Origin of the sequence: Rhodococcus sp. BP-261, assembly GCF_019835205.1 — a bacterium.
In the GTDB taxonomy this organism is placed as follows: domain Bacteria; phylum Actinomycetota; class Actinomycetes; order Mycobacteriales; family Mycobacteriaceae; genus Rhodococcoides; species Rhodococcoides kyotonensis_B.
In genome coordinates, this window is the sequence record NZ_JABUCO010000019.1 from 18887 (window position 1) to 38992 (window position 20106).

Genomic DNA, 20106 nt, shown 5'->3' on the forward strand with positions numbered 1-20106 from the left:
CACAGGTATCGATGCGCCTGTAGCAATGTATTCATGACTTCCGCTACCGCGTACACAGCGACCGCTGCCGATGCCCCGCTCGAGAAGGTCACCATCGAGCGCAGGGAACTCGGTCCGAACGACGTCCTCATCGACGTCAAGTTCGCCGGCATCTGTCACTCCGACATTCACACAGCCCGCAACGAGTGGGGTGGCACCAGCTACCCCGTCGTTCCCGGACACGAGATCGCCGGCATCGTCGCCGAGGTCGGATCCGACGTCACCAAGCACAAGGTCGGAGATCGCGTCGGAGTCGGCTGTTTCGTCGATTCCTGCGGCAAGTGCGACGCGTGCCTCGCCGGAGAAGAGCAGTACTGCTTCGAGGGCGTGATCGCGACCTACAACTCCAAGCTTCCCGACGGTTCCATCACGCAGGGTGGATACTCGACGCAGATCGTCGTCACCGAGGGCTTCGTGCTCCGCATTCCCGACGGCATCGAGCTCGACGTCGCCGCGCCGCTGCTGTGCGCAGGCATCACGCTGTACTCGCCGCTGAAGCACTGGGGTGCAGGCCCGGGCAAGAAGGTCGCCATCATCGGAATGGGCGGACTCGGACACGTCGGCGTGAAGATCGCTCACGCGATGGGCGCCGAGGTCACCGTGCTCAGCCAGACGCTGAGCAAGGAAGAGGACGGCAGGCGTCTCGGCGCCGACCACTACTACGCCACCTCCGACAAGGCGACGTTCAAGAAGCTGCGTGGCCAGTTCGACCTGATCATCAACACCGTGTCGGCGAAGATCGACATGGACCGCCACATGTCGTTGCTGGCGATCAACGGCTCGCTCGTCATCCTCGGCCTGCCCAGCGAGCCCATCGAGGTTCGAGGCTTCACTCTCGCCGCGAACCGTCGTAGCCTCGCCGGGTCGATGGTCGGCGGTATCCCCGAGACCCAGGAGATGCTCGACTTCTGCGCCGAGCACAAGATCGGCGCCGAGATCGAAACCATCCCGGCCGACAAGATCAACGAGGCCTACGAACGCGTGCTGAAGAGCGACGTCCGCTACCGCTTCGTCATCGACGCGAAGACGTTCTAGGGCGCTGCGCGCCAAGTGCACGGAAATACACGGCGCTTCATGGTCGTTTCGCGGGCTCCACTCCTGCTGCCATGTATTTCCGTGCACACGGTCAGCTCTCCGCCAGACGTTTCTTCTCCAGCTCGACGTCGAAATCGGCCTTCGGCCAATCCAATTCGAGCGCCTGCAGAGCGTCGATCAACAGCTCCGTGACCGCGAGCCTGCTGTACCACTTCTTGTCGGCCGGAATGACGTACCACGGCGCGTAGTCCGTGTTCGTTCGATCCACGACGCGCTGGTACGCCGTCCGGTACTGCGGCAGGAAGCCTCGCTCGGTGACGTCGCCCGGGTTGTACTTCCAGTGCTTGTCCGGCCGATCGAGACGCTCCTGGAGCCGTCGCCGCTGCTCCTCCGGTGAGACGAACAGTGCGACCTTGACGATGTGCGTGCCCTCGTCGGTCAACTCCTTCTCGAACGCGTTGATCTCGTCGAACCGCGGCTCCCACACCTGCCGCGGCACCAAATCGTGCACTGCGACGACGAGAACATCCTCGTAATGCGACCGGTCGAACACACCGATCCGCCCGCCGCGAGGAAGTTCCTTGCGGATGCGCCACAGGTAGTGGTGCTCGCGCTCTTCCTTGGTCGGCACACCGAACGACGCGAGGTCGACGCCTTGCGGGTCGACCATTCCCAGTACGTGCCGGACCATTCCACCCTTGCCCGCAGTGTCCATGCCCTGCAGGACCAACAGGATCGAGCGAAGATCGCCCGTCCGGCCGTTGGCGTACAGCTTCTCCTGCAACGACGACAGCACCTCACCGCGCTCGGCGAGCAGCTGCTGACCCTCGACCTTCTTTCCGTCGAAACCTGGAGTCGACGAGCAGTCGAGATCGTCGATGCGCGTCGAGTCCGTCGCGCGGAGGGCCTCGACGGCAGGCGTCGACCAGAGGGACTCGTGGGCGTTCTTCGAATGCTTGGCCATCGGCCGAGCCTAGCCCCACTACTGTGGGATTCATGGCTCCGAAACTTGCTTCCGCAGATTCCGTCGATCGCGATCGCCTTCTCGAATTCGTCGCGAAGCGCCATCATTCGACGCTCATCACCCACAAGCGCGACGGCGGCCTGCAGGTCTCACCGGTCACGTCCGGCCTCGACTCGGAGGGGCGCATCGTCATCGCGACGTATCCCGAGCGGGCGAAAGTCGTGAACATCCGGCGCAACTCGGCCGTGACACTGTGCATCCATTCCGACGAGTGGAACGACGCGTACGTCCAGGTCGACGGCACCGCCGAAGTCATCGATCTGCCGGATTCGGTCGAACCGCTCGTCGAGTACTTCCGAAGCATCGCAGGCGAACACTCGGACTGGGACGAATACCGTCAGGCCATGGTCAAGCAGGGAAAGTCGTTGATACGCATCACGATCGAGTCCTGGGGTCCCGTCGCCGAGGGCGGTTTTCCTCCGGGAAGGGTCTAGGCACGCGGGCCTGTACGGACCGAATGTCACCTCCGGTCACTCCGAGTGACCGGAAAGCCACATTCGCTCCGGGGGAGGGCGGAGCCCGGACCGAGCGAGGGCCTCATTCGGTCACTCCGAGTGACCGGAAAGCCACATTCGCTCCGGGGGAGGGCGGAGCCCGGACCGAGCGAGCCGGCGGAGCCCGGACCGAGCGAGCCGGCGGAGCCCGGCGGGCTAGCAGTTGCCCGGCGCAGGACGCCCGGCGAACCGGTCCGCGATCCACGCGTCCAGTTCCGCACCGGGCGTGAGGGTGTGGCCCTGTCCTTCGACGCGAACCCGCAGGACGGTGTCGCCGAAACCGCATGCCCGCCCGAGTGCGACTTCGGTCCATGCGGGCAGCACCACGTCGTCGGCGCCGCCGTACACCGCGAGAATCGGTGCGGACGAGGCCGCTTTCGGGAGCGCATAGTCCTGTAGTCGACCCGTAAGCTGTTGTGCCGCATCGCTGTTCGAGGACTTGAAGTTTCCGGGCTGCCACTGCTGGTCCGCGATGACCCGGGCAGGTGCGCTACCCGGGCCGCACGAGATCAGCGCCGACGACTTCTCGCCGATCACGCCGTGCAGGTGATCGTCCGGTTCGATCGCCGGGTCGACTGCAGCCGCGCCTTCGACGATCATCGGATACAGGGCGCGTTGCCCCTCGGACAGCGTCGCCTCCTGCGCTCGGTCGACGACGGGGGAGATATCGAGGGCTGGTACGACGACGGCAGCACCGACGAGATCCAGTCCGTGACCGTAGCTGGCGTCGAATTCGTTTGCCGCCCAAGCGGCGTGGCCGCCCTGAGACGTTCCGGCGGCGAGCCAACGCGTCGACAACGACGGGTCGAGATAGCGCGCGGCACGCACCGAGTCGATGACGTCGAACGCTGCGGTGCGCGGTTCGAGATAGGGATGGGCCGGCGCGTCGACGCGGCTGCTCAGGCCCTGATAGTCCGTGTAGACCACCGCGTAGCCCTGCTCGAGAAACCGTGCGACGGCTGCGGTGTCGCCCGCCAGATCCGCGGTTTCCGTCGGCGCGCATCCCGGTTCGATTCCGACGGTGCCGTGCGCATAGGCGACGACGGGACGCCCCCCGACTTGCGGGGGACCGGACGGAACGAACAGTGCGCCGGTCACTTCGGTCGATTCGCCGGTGACGCCCGAGATCGAGTTGTAGACGAATGTGGCAGCCGTCGTTCCGAGAGGGAACGCAGTCATGTCGAACCCGGTGTCCGTCGTGCTGGACAGGACGGTTCCCCTGGCCGCGAGCGCCGACGCGGATGCGGTGGGTGGCGTCGTCGAATAGGCGGGAGGCTCGACGACCGAAGTCGAGCATGCGCCGACGAGTACGGCGCACGCACAAGCTAGTGCCCCTCGCCACCCGTGCGCGGATAGTTGCATCCTGGGCCAACCAAGCGCGCACGGGTGGCGAAGCCGCACGTCAGCTGGCCAGCGGAGCAGCGAACAGCGGAACCGCGTTCTCGATGGCGTACTGGGTTCCCTGCACCGAACCGCTCGAGAAGGCGTTGCTGAGGTTCTGGTCGCCCAGCACCACGAGGCGGCCGTCGCGAGCCGACGGAAGTCCCTGGATGCCGGGGTTGTTCGTGATCTCGTCCGCGGTGGTGAAGATCGGGAACATGACCGTCAGGTCGGCGTCGAGCTGACCGACGTTCTCGGCGGACAGGTCGATGGTGAACGAACCGTCCTTCGCCTGCGACTGGATCGTCGGTGAGTTGACGAACCCGAGCTTCTTCATGAACTCGACACGGGTGTCACCCTCGACGTAAGCGCCGAGCTGACCGCTGTACAGCGTGCCGACTGCGACGGTCTTGCCCGCGAACTCCGGATTGGCCGACACGGCCGCGTCGAAGTCGGCGTTGGTGTCGTCGATGAGCTGCTTGCCCTCGTCGGACTTGCCGAGAGCATCGGCGACGAGCTGCATCTGTCCGTCCCACGTCGTGCCGTAGGCGATGTCGGTACCGGGAGGGGCGGCGACGGTCGGAGCGAGTGCGGACAGCTGGTCGTAGACGGCCTTGTCGTTGGTGCTGCGCGTCCACAGGATCAGATCGGGGTTCAGTGCCGCAACGGATTCGACGTCGAGATCGTAGGTGTCGAGCATGGTCGGCGCGGTGTCGTACGACTCGTCGACCCACGGACCGAGTCCGTCTCCACCGACGCCGAGCCAGTCGCTCGTTCCGACCGGCTGCACGCCGAGAGCGAGCGCGGTCTCGGCGTCGGACCACCCGAGTGCGACGACGCGCTGCGGATCGGCCGGAACCGACACCTCACCGAAGATCGTGTCGACGGTGGCCCCGGCGGCGGAATCCGAGGACCCGTCGTCACTGCTGTTGCTGCATGCCGTGGCGGTGACCAGCGTGACCGCAGCCGCCAGGGCGAAGAACGTCGAAGCTCCAAGTTTGCGCATAGGCAACGCTAACCTACCGACGCGGCTTTCGAGAACTGGTCGACGATCGCCTCGCAGAACGCGGGCAGGTCATCGGGGTTGCGGCTCGATACGAGGCCGTTGTCGACGACGACCTCCTGGTCGACGACGGTCCCACCCGCGTTGCGGATGTCCGTACGGATGCTCGGGTACGACGTCAACGTGCGACCCCGCACGACGTCTGCTTCGACGAGCGTCCACGGTCCGTGACAGATGACGCCGACGGGCTTGCCCGATTCGACGAACCGTCGTACGAAATCGACGGCAGCGGAGTCGGTGCGCAGTTTGTCGGGATTGGTGGTACCGCCGGGGAGGATCAGGGCATCGAAGTCGTCTGGGGAGACGTCGGCGACGACACGGTCGACACCGAACGTGTTGCCGGCTTCGACGTCGTTGTTCATCGCCTGGATGTCGCCGTGTGTCAGTGCCACGAGAGTTGTTGTGGCACCGGCCTTCTGGACTGCATCACGAGGCTGTACCAGTTCTACTTCCTCGACTCCGTCGGTTGCGAGAATTGCTACGTTGCGGCCGTTCAGCGGTGAGTTGCTCATGCGTGACGGATGACCGTCGTACGACGGTCTCAAACGGGTCGAATGGGTACGCTGTCTCTCATGGCCGATGACTTCACCGATCCGACCACGGAACTACCCGATCCCGACGTCGAGGAGCCCGGTGCGGGCGAACTGCCCACCGAGGCCGATCCGGCCGACGTCGTCGAGCAGTCCATCGAGGTACCGATCGACCCCGAGGACGACCGGCCCGAGTAGGTCAGCCCTCGTCCTCGACGACCAGCGGGTGCGGCTGCGACTTGAACTTGGCGGGCGAACCGTCGGACATCGCGACGCCGTGGATGCCGCCCCACGTCATCATGCACAGGTAGTCGATCAGATCCTCGGCCGACATCGACTTGTTCGAGATCCACCAGTGCGTGGCCAGCTGCACCGCGCCGACGATCGCGAACGCCCACGGCACCGAACCACCGGAATCCATCTCGCGACTGCGCAGACGCTCGCCGAGGACCGTCGCCAGCAACTCGGCGATCATGCGTTCGGAGTCGGCGACGACGTCGCGGTTGGGTCCGGCGCTGTTCGCCATGACGTACAGGTAGACCTCGGGGTCCGTGGCCACCGTCTCGACGTAGGCCGCGATGACGGCCCGCGTCAGCTCGTACTCGTCGAGTTCCTCGGAGATGGCGCTGTAGATGCGCGGCGCCAACGTGGTCTCGACGTAACGGCTCATGGTCGCGTTCGTCAGATCGTTCTTGTCGGTGAAGTACCGATACAGCACGGTCTTCGAGATACCGATCTCCGACGCGATCTCGTCCATTCCGATGTCGCGGCCGCGAAGCCGGATCGCGGCGAGGGTGCCGTCGACCAATTCTTCTCGACGCGCGATCTTGTGCTCACGCCAGCGTCGCTTCCGCCCGTCGGACTTCTCGGCCTTGGGGGCTTCCTTGGCCGCCGAGGCCGACTCCTCCTTGGCCGCCGATGTCGCATTTCTCGCCACGTGTATCCGCCGTATCCCGATCGTATGTTCGTTCGACACAGCTTAGGCGCCCGCCCATGGTTCCACGCATCCGCCACGTCGACGCGGCTCCGCTGGGGCGAGGGCACAATGGCGAGAGTGCAGCTGACGAAATTCGACGACGCGACCAAACGTCGCGACCTCCGCAAGATGAAGGCGGTCGCGACGGGCTTCCTCGTGTTCGCGACGGTGATCTACCTGGTATGCCGCTGGCAGGAATCGCGCGGCGCAGGCGAGTGGGTCGGGTACGTGCGGGCGGCGTCGGAAGCGGGCATGGTCGGTGCGCTCGCCGACTGGTTCGCCGTGACGGCGCTGTTCAAGCACCCGCTGGGGATTCCGATTCCGCACACGGCGATCATCAGGAAGAAGAAGGACCAGCTCGGATCCAGTCTGTCGTCGTTCGTCGGCAGCAACTTCCTCGCGCCGGACGTGGTGTCGGAGAAGGTGCAGTCCGCGCAGATTCCGCTGCGGCTCGGCACCTGGCTCGCCGAACCCGAGAACGCCGAACGGGTCGCCGCCGAATCCGCGACGGTTCTGCACGGCGTCGTCGAGGTGCTCAACGACGAGGACATCACGCAGATCATCGACAACACCATCGTGCGACGACTCGCCGATCCGCAGTGGGGTCCGCCGATCGGCCGCGTGCTCGAGGAATTGATCGCCGACAACCGGCAGATGCCGTTGATCGACATGCTCGCCGAACGCGCGCATCAGTGGGCGCTCGGCAGTCAGGAGACGATCGATCGCGTCGTCTCGCGTGACTCCCCGACGTGGTCGCCAAAGTTCGTCGATACGCTGCTCGGCGAGAAGATCTACAAGGAGCTCGTCGAGTTCACGTGGAAGATTCGAGCCAATCCCGACCACGAGATTCGATTGGCGGCCAACAAGTTTCTCGTCGACTACGCCCACGACCTGCAGCACGACCCGGCGACCATCGAGAAGGCCGAGTCGCTCAAGGCTCAGATCATGGGACGTGAGGAAATCACCGGGCTGGCCGCGGCCACCTGGAACGTCGCGAAGAGGCTCATCGTCGAATCCGTCGACGACCCGTCGAGCACACTGCGTCGCAAGTTCAGCGAGAACATCCAGAGCTGGGGCGCACGCATTCGCGACGATCACGAACTGCGCGGCAAGGTCGACGGTTGGCTGGAGGCCGGGGCCCGACACATCGCAAAGAACTACGCCGACGAGATCACCACGATCATCACGGACACCGTCGCGCGCTGGGACGCCGACGAAGCCAGCCGCAAGATCGAACTGCAAGTCGGCCGCGATCTTCAGTTCATCCGGATCAACGGCACCGTCGTCGGATCCATCGCCGGTCTCGCCATCTACTCGGTATCGAATCTGCTCTTCTAGTGCGCGCACGGCCGCTAGCAGAAGTGCTTGCAATAGTTAGCACCCTTGGGTAACGTCGGCCCAGTACACCGAAACCACAAGTTTCGAGCCAGGAACGAGCGGTGAACATGAATTCCGACAACGAAGCCCAGGGCGACGAATCCCGCGTCGACAATCAGAGCATTGTCGCCAAGGTGTCCGAGGCGACCGATGTCGTGGCCGAGGCAGGCGACCTGGTCGCCACCGTCGTCAGTACGGCCGCGTCGGACATCGGTAGTTACATCCGCTCGCAGCGGGAAGCGGCGCAGGTATCTCTGCGGCAACTCGCGTCGAGGGCGGGGGTGAGCAACCCGTATCTGAGCCAGATCGAGCGAGGGTTGCGCAAACCATCCGCCGAGGTGCTCGGGCAGATCGCCAAGGGTCTGCGCGTGTCATCGGAAGCGTTGTACGTACGGGCCGGGTTCTTGGAGGAACGACCACACGGTCCAGTTCGAGATGCGTTGCTCGGAGACCCGGAGATCACCGAACGGCAGAAGCACGTGCTGATCGAGATCTACGACTCGTTTCGTCGCGAGAACGAGCAAACACGCACGGCGAACGACGTCTCGGTCGATACCCGGGCGTCGGCCGAACCAGATCTGCAATCGGAACCAGAATCACCCATACAGGAGTTTCCCCATGACTGATGCAAGGAACCTAGACAACGTCAAGACGCCTCTCTATGCGGCTGTCGGCGCAGGCGACGCGGTCGTGCAAGCCGTGGCCGACGTGGTGGCTCAGGTGCGCTCGCGGGCCGAGGTCCGCGGCACCGAGGTGACCGACCGGGTCGACACCGCGCGTGCCCGCCTGGCGGACTTCTCCGAAGACGTCACCGAAGGTGTCGAATCCCTGCGCGAGCGCCTCGCGAACCTGCCGGCCGAGCTTCCCGACGAGATTGCCGAGCTGCGCGAACGCTTCACCCCGGACGAACTGCGCAAGGTCGCCGAGGCGTACCTGAAGGTCGCCTCCGATCTGTACACGTCTCTCGCCGAGCGTGGTGAGGAGACCGTCGAGCGCATCCGCCGGACTCCGGCCGTCGAAGAAGGCCTCGGCCGTGCGAACGCCGCCGCCAACGACGTCGTCGACCTCACCGAGCAGGCGCTGGGTACCGTCGCCTCGCAGACGCGCGCCGTCGGTGAGCGTGCCGCCGCACTCGCAGGCATCGCGTCGGACAAGGTTCGCGACACCGCCGAGGACCTGGCCGAGGAGATCGACGAGGCAGGCGACAACGCGAAGGAAGCCGCTACCGACGCGTCGCAGAAGGTCAGCGGAGTCGCGGGCAAGGTCGAGTCCAAGACTCGCGCCAACCAGGACGCACCGCTGAAGAAGACCGCGCCTGCTGCCAAGAAGGCAACCCCGGCGACCGCTGCGAAGAAGACCGCAGCACCCGCCAAGAAGGCTCCGGCCAAGAAGACCACCAGCTGACGCCGGTGCCTCACCGAATCGCCCGTCACTCTCGAGGGGGAGTGACGGGCGATTTGCCTGGGGGCGGGCGGAGCGAGGGGCGTTTTGCCTGCGGTCGAGCGGAGCGAGGGGCGTTTTGCGTAGTATGGGCGACGTGCCAGCTGTCGACAGTCTCACCGGTCTGATTCTCCTCGTCCTTCGCCTCATCGCGTTGGCCGGTGCCGCGTACGCGGTGTTTCACGCTGCTCGTCAGCGTCCCGATGCGTTCACGGCCGTCGACAAGCTCACCAAGCCCGTCTGGCTGGGCATTCTGATCGTCGCTCTGCTGGTTGTGTTCCTGTTCGGCGCGATCAACTTCATCGGGCTGCTCGGCGTCGTGGCGGTGTGTGTCTACCTCGTCGACGTCCGGCCCAAGGTGGATGCCGTTCAGCGCGGTCCTCGCTGGTAGTAGCCCATGCACGGGCGTCCGTGCATGGTTTCGGTGAGGCGACGCTTATCGTCTACGCATGATCGAGTATCGCGTCGACGATCTGGCGCGTCGCGCCGGTGTCAGTGTGCGGAACGTGCGCGTGTACCAGGATCGTGGACTGCTGCCGCCTCCGCGTAGAGAAGGCCGGACTGGCTGGTACAACGAGTCGCACCTCGCTCGGTTGTCGCTCATCTCGAGCATGCTGGACCGTGGCTACACGTTCGCGACGATCAGTGAGCTCCTGACCGCGGCCCAGTACGGCATGCGCGTCGAGGACGTGCTGACCGGCGTCAAAAGCGTCGGCAGCGATGTTCGTCATCTGAGCCGGGCCGACATGGATGCGATGTTCGCCGGGGCCATCTCCGACGCGGACCTGCATCGCGGCGTCGAGCTGGGTGTCATCGCCGCCGATGGCGATGCCTACCGCGTCGACAATCCGCTGCTCGTCGAGGCAGCGAGGCTGCTGGCCGAAGCCGGTATTCCGGTCGCTCACATGTTGGACGAGGCCGAAGGTGTACGACGCGATCTCGACGATGTAGCAGGCCGCTTTGTTGCGTTGATCACAGACAGATTCGTATCCGACGGCCAAGATCCGTTCGACACCGATGCTCGTACGGTCGCGGACGTCGCCGAACTGGTCCACAGATTGAGTCCTCTCGCACACCGCACGGTCACTGCGTTGTTCGCGGAAGCAATGGACCGCCGGATCACGTTGACCATGGAAGACATCGTCACGAAGTTCGGGGAAAGCGCAGGGCCGGCAGACGGCCAGGCGAGTTGAGAAGAAGGAGACGGTTCGTGGTCACACGGAGAGCTGCCCGAGGCGCACTCGTCGGAGTCGTAGGACTTGCGGCAGCGGCAGGAATCGGGACAGTACTGGTTCGTCGTCGAAGCGGGCTGACGGCCGAGGGTCCGTCGGAGGCGGGCGCGGTGTTGAAGCCCGACGAACTGCTCCACGTACCCACGTTCGAACCGCGCATCGTTCCTGTCGTCACCGACGACGGCGCCGAGCTGCACGTACGGGTCTACGGCGATCACGATGCGCAGCCGATCGTCTTCAGCCACGGCTGGACGTGCTCTGCCGACTTCTGGGCGCCGCAGATCAACGCGTTCGCGGAGAAGTACAAGGTGATCGTGTACGACCAGCGTGGTCACGGACGCAGCGACGTCGGGACCAGGCTACTCGGACCGGATGTCCTTGCCGACGACCTTGCCGACGTGCTCGCCGCGACCGTCACCGAGGACAACAAGGCCGTACTGGTCGGCCACAGCATGGGCGGTATGTCGGTCATGGCATGGGCCGGTCGCTACCCCGATCAGGTCGACTCTCTCGTCAGCGCGGTGCTCTTGGCGAGCACGGCGACCGACAGTCTCGTACGCGAGACGACCGTCATTCCGCTGCCGACTCGCTTCCCGCGGGTTCCGGTGCCTGTCGGTCGTGTCGTGCTGAAGTCGGCGGTGCCGCTTCGGCCGTCGCCGGTGACGCGTCAGGCGATCAAGTACGTCTCGATGGCGCCGAGTGCGACGCCTGCCGAGGTGGCGTTCTGCGAGAAGATCGTCCTCGAATGTGCCCCGCGCACCCGCGGGATCTGGGGCGCAGCGCTCAGCGACCTCGACATCTACGAAGCGCTGGCCAACATGAGCGTGCCGACGACGGTACTCGTGGGCACGGCCGACCGGCTGACCCCACCCGTGCATGCCCGCCGGCTAGCCGAGGCGTTGGAATCGCACGACCACCTCAGCAAGTACATCGAAGTCCCGGGTGTCGGACACATGAGCTCGGTCGAGGCCATCGACGACGTCAACTCCGAGATCCTGCGGTTGCGCAGTCTGTAGTGCGGCTGCGCCACCCGCGCGCGGATAGTCGGCCCCTGGGCCAACTATCCGCGCACGGGTGCGGAGCGCCCTAGCTGAAGACCACCGTTTTCCTGCCGTGTACGAGGACACGATCCTCGAGGTGCCAGCGCAGCCCGCGGGACAGCACGAGCTTCTCGATGTCACGGCCCTGACGGACCATGTCGGCGACCTCGTCGGAGTGGTCGACGCGGATGACGTCCTGTTCGACGATCGGACCCGCATCGAGTTCGGCGGTCACGTAGTGGCACGTCGCGCCGATCAGTTTCACGCCGCGCGCGAACGCCTGGTGGTACGGGCGAGCGCCGACGAACGACGGCAGGAAGCTGTGATGAATGTTGAGGGCCTTGCCCGCCCAGTGCTCGCACAGCTCTTCCGGCAGGACCTGCATGAACCGAGCGAGCACGACGGCGTGCGGGTCGTACGAATCGACGAGCTCGCGAACCTCGTCGAACGCCGGTCCGCGCTCGGCCGGATCCTTCGGAAATTCGACGTGGTGGAATCGGATGCCGTGCGCGCGGGCGACCGGTTCGAGTGACTTGTGGTTGCCGATGACAGCCGAGACCTCGGCGGGGAGTTCGCCTCCGGCTGCGCGCCCGAGCAGGTCGTGCAGGCAGTGCGCTTCCTTGCTGACGAGGATGACGACGCGTTTGCGTTGGCCCGAATCCTCCAGTGTCCATTCGGTTTCCGGGCCGATCTCGGCTGCGACGGACTCGAACCGGGCGCGCAGTTCCTCGATGCTCATGTCGACGGACGACGCACGCACGGCCTGACGAGTGAAGAACCATCCCGTGTCCGGATCGGCGTGGTACGCGGCTTCGACGATCCATCCGCCGACCTCGGCGAGGAACGTCGAGATCTTGGCGACGATGCCCGTGCGGTCGGGGCATCCGAGGGACAGAACGTACCGACGGTCGTCGGCGACACCAGCTGAACTCATGCGTCGATTCTCTCAGGCGGTCCTGACCCCGGTTGCCACCAGTGTCGTCGCATCGACCGAATCGATGCCGCGAGTGGTCAGTAGTTCGAGGAACTCGGTGCGGACTCTCTCGCGGGTCGCGTCGTCGAAGTCGGCCAGTGCGCCGCGAAAACCGCTGCCCAGCACGAGGTTCCAGACGAACTCCTCGGTGGCGGGGACGTGATTGGACAGCTCCCGAACCTGAACCGACTCGCACCGCTGTGCTTCGAGCCACGCCGCGAGCGTGTCCGCGGTCTCGATGCGGCGCAGCGGGTTGGACTCGTATCCCTGTCGCGACAGCGGGCCGGTGTGTCCGTCGCCGGGGGAGTGGCGAGCGATGACCTCGAAGTAGGCGTCGCCGAAATCCTTGACCGCGCCCTTGCGCCAGACCGTGACGCCGACGCGGCCGCCGAGCCGAACTTCGCTCACCAGGCGCGAGAACGTGATGTCCATGTCCGGAAGGAAGAAGATTCCGTAACTGCAGGCCAGGGCGTCGTAACCGCCGTCGATCGAGCTCGGAGCCTCCCACTCGGTGGCGTCGGCGCAGACGAAGTCGATGTTCCTCAGGGCGGCCGATGTGGCCTTCAGGCGACCCACCTCGAGCAGGTCGTCGGCGAGATCGATGGCATGAACGATGCCGTCGGGACCGACCGCCTGCGCCGCGGGAATCGCCGACGCGCCCGTGCCTGCACAGACGTCGAGCACCGATTCACCTGCCGCGAGATCCAGAGCGAACGACAGGGCTTGGCCTGCTGGACCCCAGACGAGAGGGGTGATCAGATCGAATTCACGGCTGGTGGAGTTGAAGGTGTCGGCGGTTCCGGCCGCGCGAGAATGGGACATGTCCCCGAGCTTAGGGCGGGCGACGCTGTGGTTGGGTGGTCTCATGTCTGTCACTCGCGCTTCCCTGGCCCGCATGATCGATCACACGTTGCTCAAGCCCGAAGCGACGCCCGACGACGTCGCCGCGCTCGTCACGGAAGGACTGGAGCTCGGCGTCCTCGCTGTGTGCGTGTCGCCGTCGATGCTGCCCGTCCGGGCGGAGGGTCTCGTCGTCGCGGCTGTCGCGGGATTCCCGTCGGGCAAACATCATTCGCTCGTCAAGGGATCCGAGGCGCGCCTCGCCGTCGACCAGGGTGCGACGGAAATCGACATGGTCATCGACGTCGGCGCAGCTGTTGCCGGCGACTACAACGCGGTGCTGTCCGACATTCTCACCGTCCGTGAGGCGATCGGACCGACACCGGTGCTGAAGGTGATCATCGAGTCGGCCGCGCTGTCGGACGAGGCGATCGTCGAGACGTGCCGTGCCGCCGAACGAGCGGGCGCGAACTTCGTCAAGACGTCGACGGGGTTCCACCCGGCCGGAGGCGCGAGCGTGGAGGCCGTGCGGCTGATGGCCGAGACCGTCGGCGGTCGGTTGGGCGTCAAGGCCAGTGGCGGCATCCGAACGACGGATGCCGCCCTGGCGATGATCGACGCGGGTGCCACGCGCCTCGGACTGTCCGGCACGCGGGCCGTGCTGGACGGTCTGGAGGCCTAACTTTCGGGGCCCGGTCAGGTGAACGTGCTGCACGCCTCCGGCTGCTGCGGGGCCGTCTGACCGGGCTGCGCGGCGGGCATCGTGTACTGGCCGCCCTCGAGTCGCAGATCGATCGCGTTGTCGCTGACGGTGAGCGACGTCGGCTTCATGTCGAGCGGGTACTGCTGCAGGCTGTCGGTCAGTACGCCGACGATGCTGTCGACGAGGTCGGTCGGAATGCCGAGTCCCAGGATCGACGCGTTCACGGTCTCGACCTGGACCTGATCGCCGCTGATCTGCGGCTTGACGGTCAGCTGGGCGAGGCCTGCCACGGCGAACGACAACGTGCCCGCCGACTGATCCGCCGTCACCCCGGACACGAGCGCGCCGATGCCCTGCGACTGCAGGGTCTTGGCGATGCCGTCGGTGGACCAGTCGATGTCGGCGCTCGAGCTGCCGATGGTTCCGTTGCTGTCACCGTTCTGCTGGAGGTCGACGTCGTTGACCTCGGCGTGCACGTTCATGCCCTCGGCCGGGCCGAACCGGGCGTCCTTGCTGTCGACGGTGACCGACGAGACCTTCTTGTCGACGAGCGACAGCAGCACCGGCTTCCATCCGATGCCGACGTCGACGGAACTGCCGATCTCGCTTTCGAGCTGTCCGGCCAGGCACGACTTGATCTGCTGTCGGAAGTACAGTTCGCCGCCCAGCAATGCCGCGACGAGTACCAGAACTACGAGCAGCGCAATCAGAGGAGCTTTGCTTCGTGTCATTCGCAGCAGTCTTCCGCACAATTCTGAAAGAGCTCTGTGAATCACCGCGCGGAGGGTGAAGTGCATCGAATCTTGTGATGTGCAACACATGCTGTCGTACTCTTGACGGCATGACCACACGTCCGAGCGCCCTCGAATTGCGTCGCCTGGCTGCGAGTCAGGACGGATACTTCACCATCGAACAGGCCGAGGATCTCGGATACGAACACGCCTCGATGCACGCCAATATCGTTGCGGGAGACTGGACGAAGGTCGAACGCAACCTGTGCAGGTTGTCGGACTGGCCGCACAACGATCTCGAACACTTCGCGATGTGGTGCGCATGGTTCGGCGGCGACGCCGTCATCTCGCACCAGAGCGCCGCCGAGTTGCACGGGTTCGGACATCTGCACCCGCAGTTCGTGCACGTGTCGGCGTACACCAATCTGCGCCTCGCGGACACGCGCCTCGCAGTGCACCGGTTGCAGCTGACACCGCACGACATCGAGTCCACCGGCACGTTCCGTATGACGACGCCGGTGCGGACGGTCCTCGACCTCGCCGCGGGCGGAATCTCGCAGATCACGCTCGACGAAGTCGTCGGCGATGCCGTCGCGATCGGACGCGTCGACCCGTCGGTGCTGTACGCCGAGGCCACGAACGGAACCGACCGGGTGGCCGAGCGCGTCGAACTGGCGTTGTCCGCCTGTACCTGAAAATCGGCCTGTACCTAGGAGTTCGGCCGTACACAGTCCCACGGGACCGTCAGCACGTTGTCGCGCATGCGACGCCGATGCACGACGACGGGTAGACCATCGCGACTCAGTCCGGCCAACGCCGCGCGCCACCGCACCCGAGGACCGAAGGGGGCGAGGGGAGAAGCCGTCGACCATGCTCGGTCCGCGGCCTGCAGCAGCGCGTGGATCGGCTCGCCGGGAACGTTGCGGTGGATGAGCGCTTTCGGGAGTCTCTCGGCGATGTCCGACGGCTTGTCGACGGTGAACGGATCCCACGCGATCGTCAGCGACAGCGGTCCCCCGGCGTCGAGCAGAACCCACGCGCAGCGACGCCCGAGCTCGTCGCAGGTTCCGTCGACCAGGAGGCCGCCGGGCGCGAGAGCGGACAGGATGCGGGCCCACGCGCCGGGAACAGCGTCCTCGGGATACTGCCGCAGCACGTTGAACGCGCGCACGAGGTTCGGTCGTAGGCCGGCCAGCTCGAACCCGCCGCGCGCGAAGTGCACGTTCTCGGTCGGTTCGACGACGCGGGCCGGGTCGATCTCGAGACCGGTGACGCGCAGATCGGGCCGGACAGTGCGAAGGCGTCGGGCAAGTTCGAGGGTGGTGTCGGGGCGGGCGCCGTACCCGAGATCGACGACGAGCGGATCCGGCGCATCCGTCAGGACACGCCGGACCAGGGGGCTGTGCGTCAGCCAGCGATCGCTGCGTCGGAGTCGGTTGATGCCGGTGGTGCCGCGGGTGATGACGCCCTGTGGCTTGGCGGAGCTAGTTGTTCTGGGCAAGCCAGTCGGCCGTCACTTCACCCTCGCCGCGCCAGAGGTCGCGCAGGTTGACCAGCATCAGCTGTTCGAGCTTCCCGCCGACGAACGGCAGGAACACCTTGGCCTCGGACGAGGTGCGCAGCGTCGACCCGGTCTCGGTGGCGAACAGCGACGTCGTGCCCTTGAGGCTGCCGGGGCCGGCCGGAATGGACGCGTCGTAGTGGCCCTCGGTGTTCTCCGCCGTGAACGGATCGAAGTGCACGTTGCGCGTGATGACCATGTCCTTCTTCATCACGGTCTGCGCGATGTCGGGCAGTTCGGTCCTCGGGATGATGTGGTGCATCACGACGTCGATGCCGTCGCTCGTGACCTCGAAGCTCTTCAGCTCGTTGTGGGAGTACTTCTTCATCTCCTCGATACGAGCGTCCCAGTGATCGCGGCTGGACAGAGCGGCGTACACCTGCTCGGGGGAGTAGGTGAACCGGGCTGAGTAGTTCATGCGGCGCGCCATAGCGGACCAGGGTACCGGCAGTTCCCGAGTAGGTCTGCTACAGGTTCTTCGCTATCCAGTTGCCGGTGTAGTCGTGCTCGTTGTCGATCAGAGAAAGGACCTGCTCGCTGATCATTGCCTCGATCTTGCTGCCGAACAGCGGGATCTTGACCTCGGTCGTTCCCGACAGCGACATTGTCGACGACGTCTCGTCGCCCTCGAGAAGGGTGGTGCCGGAGATCGACGCGGGTGCGCCGTCGACCGTCGCGCCGAATTTGCCCTCTGCACGGTTGCCGCCGAACGGGCCCCACGACTCGGTGCGCTCGATGACGAGCGGCCCCTTCTTGAATGCGGTGACCGCGGCGGGCAGTTCTTCCTCGGGGATCGACTGCGAGATCACGACACTGATGGTGCCGTTGAGCGTGGTGGCGCTGACGAGTTGGGCGCCGGGTCCACCGATCTCGGCGATGCGGTCCTTCCAGTACTGCTCGGAGACGAGTGCGGCGTGCACCTTGTCGACAGATGCGGGAACGGACGCGCTGTGCGCGATGGGGCGAGGCATACGCGGGAGGGTACCCTGGGCTCCCGTGCCTACCGCAATTTCAGGTCTCACCACGATGCGCGTCGGTGGCCCGGCTCGCGCATTCGCCGTCGCGTCGACATCCGACGAGCTCGTCTCCCTCGTGCGTGACGCCGACGCGTCGGGAACCCCGGTGCTGCTGGTCGGCGGTGGATCCAACCTGGTCGTCTCCGACGACGGCTTCGACGGCCTCGTCGTGAAGGTCGAGACGTCGGGCGTGAGGGTCGACGGCGACGCGATGTGGGTCGCTGCTGGGGAGCGGTGGGACGGCGTCGTCGCCCGTTCGTTGGACGAGGGCCTCGCCGGTCTCGAAGCGCTGTCGGGCATCCCCGGTCTGTCGGGTGCGACGCCGGTGCAGAACGTCGGCGCGTACGGGACCGTCACGTCCGACGTGCTCGAGTCGTTGACCGTGTACGACCGCGAGACGGGCGAGACGTCGGTTTGGGCTCCCGAGCGATGCGGCTTCGGGCTGCACCGTCAGTCGGTCTTCAAGCATTCGACGCGGTACGTCATCCTCGACACGACGATGCGGCTGCGGCGTTCGGGGTCGTCGGATCCCGTGCGGTACGCGGGGTTGGCGGACCGGCTCGGCGTCACCATCGGGGACACCGTCGCTGCCAAGGACGTGCGCGAGGCGGTGCTCGATCTTCGTCGCCAGAAGGGCATGGTGCTCGACGCGTCCGACCACGACACGTGGAGCGTCGGCTCCTTCTTCCTGAATCCCGTGCTGGCCGAGGTGCCTTCGAGCGCGTCGCGCGCTCCGCAGTACCCGGATCCGTCGGGAATCAAGATCCACGCCGCATGGCTCATCCAGAACGCCGGCTTCGCACACGGCTACGGCACCGAGTTCGGCAACGGCACCGCGGCGGTGTCCACGAAACACGTGCTCGCCATCACCAACCGCGGCGGCGCGACGACGGCCGACGTGATGGCGCTGGCGTCGCACATCCGCGACGGGGTCGAGGCAGAGTTCGGGATCACACTCGTGCCCGAATGCGATCTGGTCGGCTGCTCGCTCGCCTGATTCCCGGGCGGTCGTGTCGGTTCGAGCGCCTACCATGGAGTCTTCGTACGTCAGCGTTGTAAGGAGTTTTCAGTGCAGGTCACCAGCGTCGGGCACGCGGGGTTCCACATTCGGACCGATGCGGGCAGCATCCTGTGCGACCCGTGGGTGAATCCTGCCTACTTCACCTCGTGGTTCCCGTTCCCGGACAACTCGCAGCTCGACTGGGACGCGCTCGGAAACTGCGACTACCTGTACGTCTCGCACCTGCACAAGGACCACTTCGATCCGAAGAACCTGGCCGAGCACGTCAACAAGGACGCGACCGTCCTGCTGCCGGACTACCCGGTGCCGGACCTGAAGCACGAGCTCGAGAAGCTCGGCTTCCACAAGTTCTTCGAGACGACCGACTCGGTCAAGCACCGTCTGTCCGGCCCCAAGGGCGATCTCGACATCATGATCATCGCCCTGCGTGCGCCCGCGGACGGTCCGATCGGTGACTCGGGACTCGTCGTGTCCGACGGCGAGACCGTCGCGTTCAACATGAACGACGCCCGTCCCGTCGATCTCGACGTGCTGACCGAACAGTTCGGGCACGTCGACGTCCACATGCTGCAGTACTCCGGGGCCATCTGGTACCCGATGGTCTACGACATGGTCGAGCGCGCGAAGAAGTCGTTCGGCGAGCAGAAGCGTCAGCGTCAGATGGACCGTGCGCGTCAGTACATCGAGCAGATCGGTGCCACGTGGGTCGTGCCGTCGGCGGGCCCGCCGTGCTTCCTCGACGACGAACTGCGGTTCCTCAACGACGTGTACGACGACCCGTCCAACATCTTCCCGGACCAGATGGTCTTCCTGGATCAGATGCGACGCAACGGACACGACAAGGGACTGCTGCAGATTCCGGGCACGACGTCGACGTTCAAAGGCAGCGATCTCGTCTCGCACGAGCATCCGATCCCGACCCCGGAAGTCGAGGCCATCTTCACCACCGGCAAAGCGCAGTACATCGAGGACTACGCGCAGCGTCAGGCAGGCGTCATCGCGGCCGAGAAGGCGGCGTGGGCGTCGGCGGACGGCGAACCGCTGCTCGAACCGCTGCGAGAGTTGTTCGAGCCCATCATGATTCAGACCGATCAGATCTGCGACGGCATCGGCTACCCGGTCGGGCTGATGCTCGGCGCAGAGACCGTCGTACTCGATTTTCCGAAGCGGATCGTGCGTGAGCCGCTGCTGAAGGAGCGGTTCCGGTACAGCTTCACGATCCCGGCGGAGCTGGTGCGGACCGTCGTGCGCGACAAGGAACCGGACTGGGTCAACTCGATCTTTCTGTCCACCCGGTTCCGTGCTCGACGGGTCGGCGGGTACAACGAGTTCCTGTACACGTTCTTCAAATGCCTGACGGACGAGCGCATCGCGTACGCCGACGGCTGGTTCGCCGAGGCACACGACGACAGCGCCACGATCGTCAAGGACGGCTACGAGATTCAGCGTCGCTGCCCGCACCTGAAGGCCGACCTGTCCAAGTTCGGCATCGTCGAGGGCAACAAACTCACGTGCAACCTGCACGGCTGGGACTGGAATCTCGACACGGGTCGTTGTCTGACGTCGCGCGGTCACGAGTTGCGGTCGACCAAGCTGTAGCGCCGCGCTGGTCACGCCGACGCGCGTGCGTT

24 protein-coding genes are annotated in these 20106 nt (G+C 65.6%); 13 read left to right on the top strand and 11 right to left on the bottom strand.

Annotation, left to right across the window (positions count from 1 at the left end):
• Positions 1-33: 33 nt before the first annotated feature.
• Positions 34-1074 (top strand): NAD(P)-dependent alcohol dehydrogenase, encoded by a 1041-nt coding sequence (locus tag HQ354_RS18795; protein WP_068429478.1) that lies wholly within the window; start codon positions 34-36, stop codon positions 1072-1074.
• Between the two features lie 91 nt (positions 1075-1165).
• On the opposite strand, the gene HQ354_RS18800 is transcribed toward HQ354_RS18795, so the two are convergent.
• Positions 1166-2038 carry a polyphosphate kinase 2 family protein gene (locus tag HQ354_RS18800; RefSeq protein WP_068429475.1) on the bottom strand — a complete coding sequence of 291 codons (873 nt, stop codon included), beginning with the start codon at positions 2036-2038 and terminating at the stop codon, positions 1166-1168.
• Between the two features lie 32 nt (positions 2039-2070).
• On the opposite strand from HQ354_RS18800, the gene HQ354_RS18805 reads away from it, so the two are divergent.
• The gene (locus HQ354_RS18805) at positions 2071-2532 is read left to right on the top strand and encodes a PPOX class F420-dependent oxidoreductase (RefSeq protein WP_068429522.1); all 462 of its coding nucleotides are present in this window, start codon (positions 2071-2073) and stop codon (positions 2530-2532) included.
• 216 nt (positions 2533-2748) lie between these two features.
• Here HQ354_RS18805 and HQ354_RS18810 read toward each other — a convergent pair whose 3' ends face one another.
• The 3 genes from HQ354_RS18810 to HQ354_RS18820 all read right to left on the bottom strand — a co-directional run bounded on the left by HQ354_RS18810 (position 2749) and on the right by HQ354_RS18820 (position 5547).
• Positions 2749-3771 carry a lipase family protein gene (locus tag HQ354_RS18810; protein ID WP_254303589.1) on the bottom strand — a complete coding sequence of 341 codons (1023 nt, stop codon included), beginning with the start codon at positions 3769-3771 and terminating at the stop codon, positions 2749-2751.
• A 223-nt stretch (positions 3772-3994) separates the two neighbouring features.
• Positions 3995-4978, bottom strand: coding sequence for an iron-siderophore ABC transporter substrate-binding protein (locus HQ354_RS18815; protein ID WP_068429470.1), 984 nt, complete (start codon positions 4976-4978; stop codon positions 3995-3997).
• An 8-nt stretch (positions 4979-4986) separates the two neighbouring features.
• The gene (locus HQ354_RS18820; RefSeq protein WP_068429467.1) at positions 4987-5547 is read right to left on the bottom strand and encodes a type 1 glutamine amidotransferase domain-containing protein; all 561 of its coding nucleotides are present in this window, start codon (positions 5545-5547) and stop codon (positions 4987-4989) included.
• Positions 5548-5607: 60 nt separating this feature from the next.
• On the opposite strand from HQ354_RS18820, the gene HQ354_RS18825 reads away from it, so the two are divergent.
• Positions 5608-5763, top strand: coding sequence for a hypothetical protein (locus HQ354_RS18825; protein WP_165839473.1), 156 nt, complete (start codon positions 5608-5610; stop codon positions 5761-5763).
• Position 5764: 1 nt separating this feature from the next.
• Here the strand turns inward: HQ354_RS18825 and HQ354_RS18830 are convergent, their stop codons facing one another.
• Entirely contained in the window at positions 5765-6502 is a 738-nt protein-coding gene (locus tag HQ354_RS18830; RefSeq protein WP_068429464.1) for a TetR/AcrR family transcriptional regulator, read from the bottom strand.
• A gap of 108 nt (positions 6503-6610) precedes the next feature.
• Between HQ354_RS18830 and HQ354_RS18835 the strand changes: the two genes are divergently transcribed.
• The 6 genes from HQ354_RS18835 (at position 6611) to HQ354_RS18860 (ending at position 11606) form a co-directional block, all read left to right on the top strand.
• Complete coding sequence (locus HQ354_RS18835; RefSeq protein ID WP_167676551.1) at positions 6611-7879, top strand: DUF445 domain-containing protein; 1269 nt, start codon at positions 6611-6613, stop codon at positions 7877-7879.
• A 107-nt stretch (positions 7880-7986) separates the two neighbouring features.
• On the top strand, positions 7987-8544 hold the full coding sequence (locus tag HQ354_RS18840; protein ID WP_084423902.1) for a helix-turn-helix domain-containing protein: 558 nt from the start codon (positions 7987-7989) through the stop codon (positions 8542-8544).
• On the top strand, positions 8537-9322 hold the full coding sequence (locus HQ354_RS18845) for a heparin-binding hemagglutinin (RefSeq protein WP_068429555.1): 786 nt from the start codon (positions 8537-8539) through the stop codon (positions 9320-9322). The genes HQ354_RS18840 and HQ354_RS18845 overlap by 8 nt, the downstream gene beginning before the upstream one ends.
• Positions 9323-9446: 124 nt before the next feature.
• Positions 9447-9749, top strand: a complete 303-nt coding sequence (locus tag HQ354_RS18850; RefSeq protein WP_068429553.1) for a DUF2516 family protein — start codon at positions 9447-9449, stop codon at positions 9747-9749.
• 58 nt (positions 9750-9807) lie between these two features.
• Complete coding sequence (locus tag HQ354_RS18855; protein WP_222635351.1) at positions 9808-10551, top strand: MerR family transcriptional regulator; 744 nt, start codon at positions 9808-9810, stop codon at positions 10549-10551.
• Between the two features lie 17 nt (positions 10552-10568).
• Positions 10569-11606 (top strand): alpha/beta fold hydrolase, encoded by a 1038-nt coding sequence (locus HQ354_RS18860; RefSeq protein WP_222635352.1) that lies wholly within the window; start codon positions 10569-10571, stop codon positions 11604-11606.
• 70 nt (positions 11607-11676) lie between these two features.
• Here the strand turns inward: HQ354_RS18860 and purU are convergent, their stop codons facing one another.
• Entirely contained in the window at positions 11677-12564 is an 888-nt protein-coding gene (gene purU / locus HQ354_RS18865; protein ID WP_167676547.1) for a formyltetrahydrofolate deformylase, read from the bottom strand.
• 12 nt (positions 12565-12576) lie between these two features.
• A complete protein-coding gene (locus tag HQ354_RS18870; RefSeq protein WP_222635353.1) occupies positions 12577-13425 on the bottom strand; it encodes a class I SAM-dependent methyltransferase in 849 nt (282 codons plus the stop codon).
• Positions 13426-13468: 43 nt separating this feature from the next.
• Here HQ354_RS18870 and deoC point away from each other — a divergent pair, with 43 nt between their 5' ends.
• A complete protein-coding gene (gene deoC, locus HQ354_RS18875; RefSeq protein WP_167676545.1) occupies positions 13469-14125 on the top strand; it encodes a deoxyribose-phosphate aldolase in 657 nt (218 codons plus the stop codon).
• Positions 14126-14139: 14 nt separating this feature from the next.
• Here deoC and HQ354_RS18880 read toward each other — a convergent pair whose 3' ends face one another.
• The gene (locus HQ354_RS18880; protein ID WP_068427472.1) at positions 14140-14877 is read right to left on the bottom strand and encodes a DUF2993 domain-containing protein; all 738 of its coding nucleotides are present in this window, start codon (positions 14875-14877) and stop codon (positions 14140-14142) included.
• A 110-nt stretch (positions 14878-14987) separates the two neighbouring features.
• Here HQ354_RS18880 and HQ354_RS18885 point away from each other — a divergent pair, with 110 nt between their 5' ends.
• Positions 14988-15572, top strand: a complete 585-nt coding sequence (locus tag HQ354_RS18885) for a hypothetical protein (RefSeq protein WP_068427366.1) — start codon at positions 14988-14990, stop codon at positions 15570-15572.
• Between the two features lie 14 nt (positions 15573-15586).
• Here the strand turns inward: HQ354_RS18885 and HQ354_RS18890 are convergent, their stop codons facing one another.
• The 3 genes from HQ354_RS18890 to HQ354_RS18900 are packed head-to-tail and all read right to left on the bottom strand — an operon-like array spanning position 15587 to position 17409.
• Positions 15587-16378: a class I SAM-dependent methyltransferase gene (locus tag HQ354_RS18890; RefSeq protein WP_206030828.1), complete on the bottom strand. Its 792-nt coding sequence runs from the start codon at positions 16376-16378 to the stop codon at positions 15587-15589.
• Entirely contained in the window at positions 16362-16868 is a 507-nt protein-coding gene (locus tag HQ354_RS18895) for a DUF2505 domain-containing protein (protein WP_167676544.1), read from the bottom strand. Before HQ354_RS18895 ends, HQ354_RS18890 begins: the two co-directional genes overlap by 17 nt.
• Before the next feature lie 37 nt (positions 16869-16905).
• Positions 16906-17409, bottom strand: coding sequence for a DUF2505 domain-containing protein (locus tag HQ354_RS18900; RefSeq protein WP_114328113.1), 504 nt, complete (start codon positions 17407-17409; stop codon positions 16906-16908).
• Between HQ354_RS18900 and HQ354_RS18905 the strand changes: the two genes are divergently transcribed.
• Positions 17396-18451, top strand: a complete 1056-nt coding sequence (locus tag HQ354_RS18905) for a UDP-N-acetylmuramate dehydrogenase (RefSeq protein WP_222635354.1) — start codon at positions 17396-17398, stop codon at positions 18449-18451. The two genes, HQ354_RS18900 and HQ354_RS18905, sit on opposite strands and share 14 nt — an antisense overlap.
• A gap of 72 nt (positions 18452-18523) precedes the next feature.
• Positions 18524-20074 carry an MBL fold metallo-hydrolase gene (locus tag HQ354_RS18910; protein WP_167676542.1) on the top strand — a complete coding sequence of 517 codons (1551 nt, stop codon included), beginning with the start codon at positions 18524-18526 and terminating at the stop codon, positions 20072-20074.
• Positions 20075-20106: the final 32 nt, after the last annotated feature.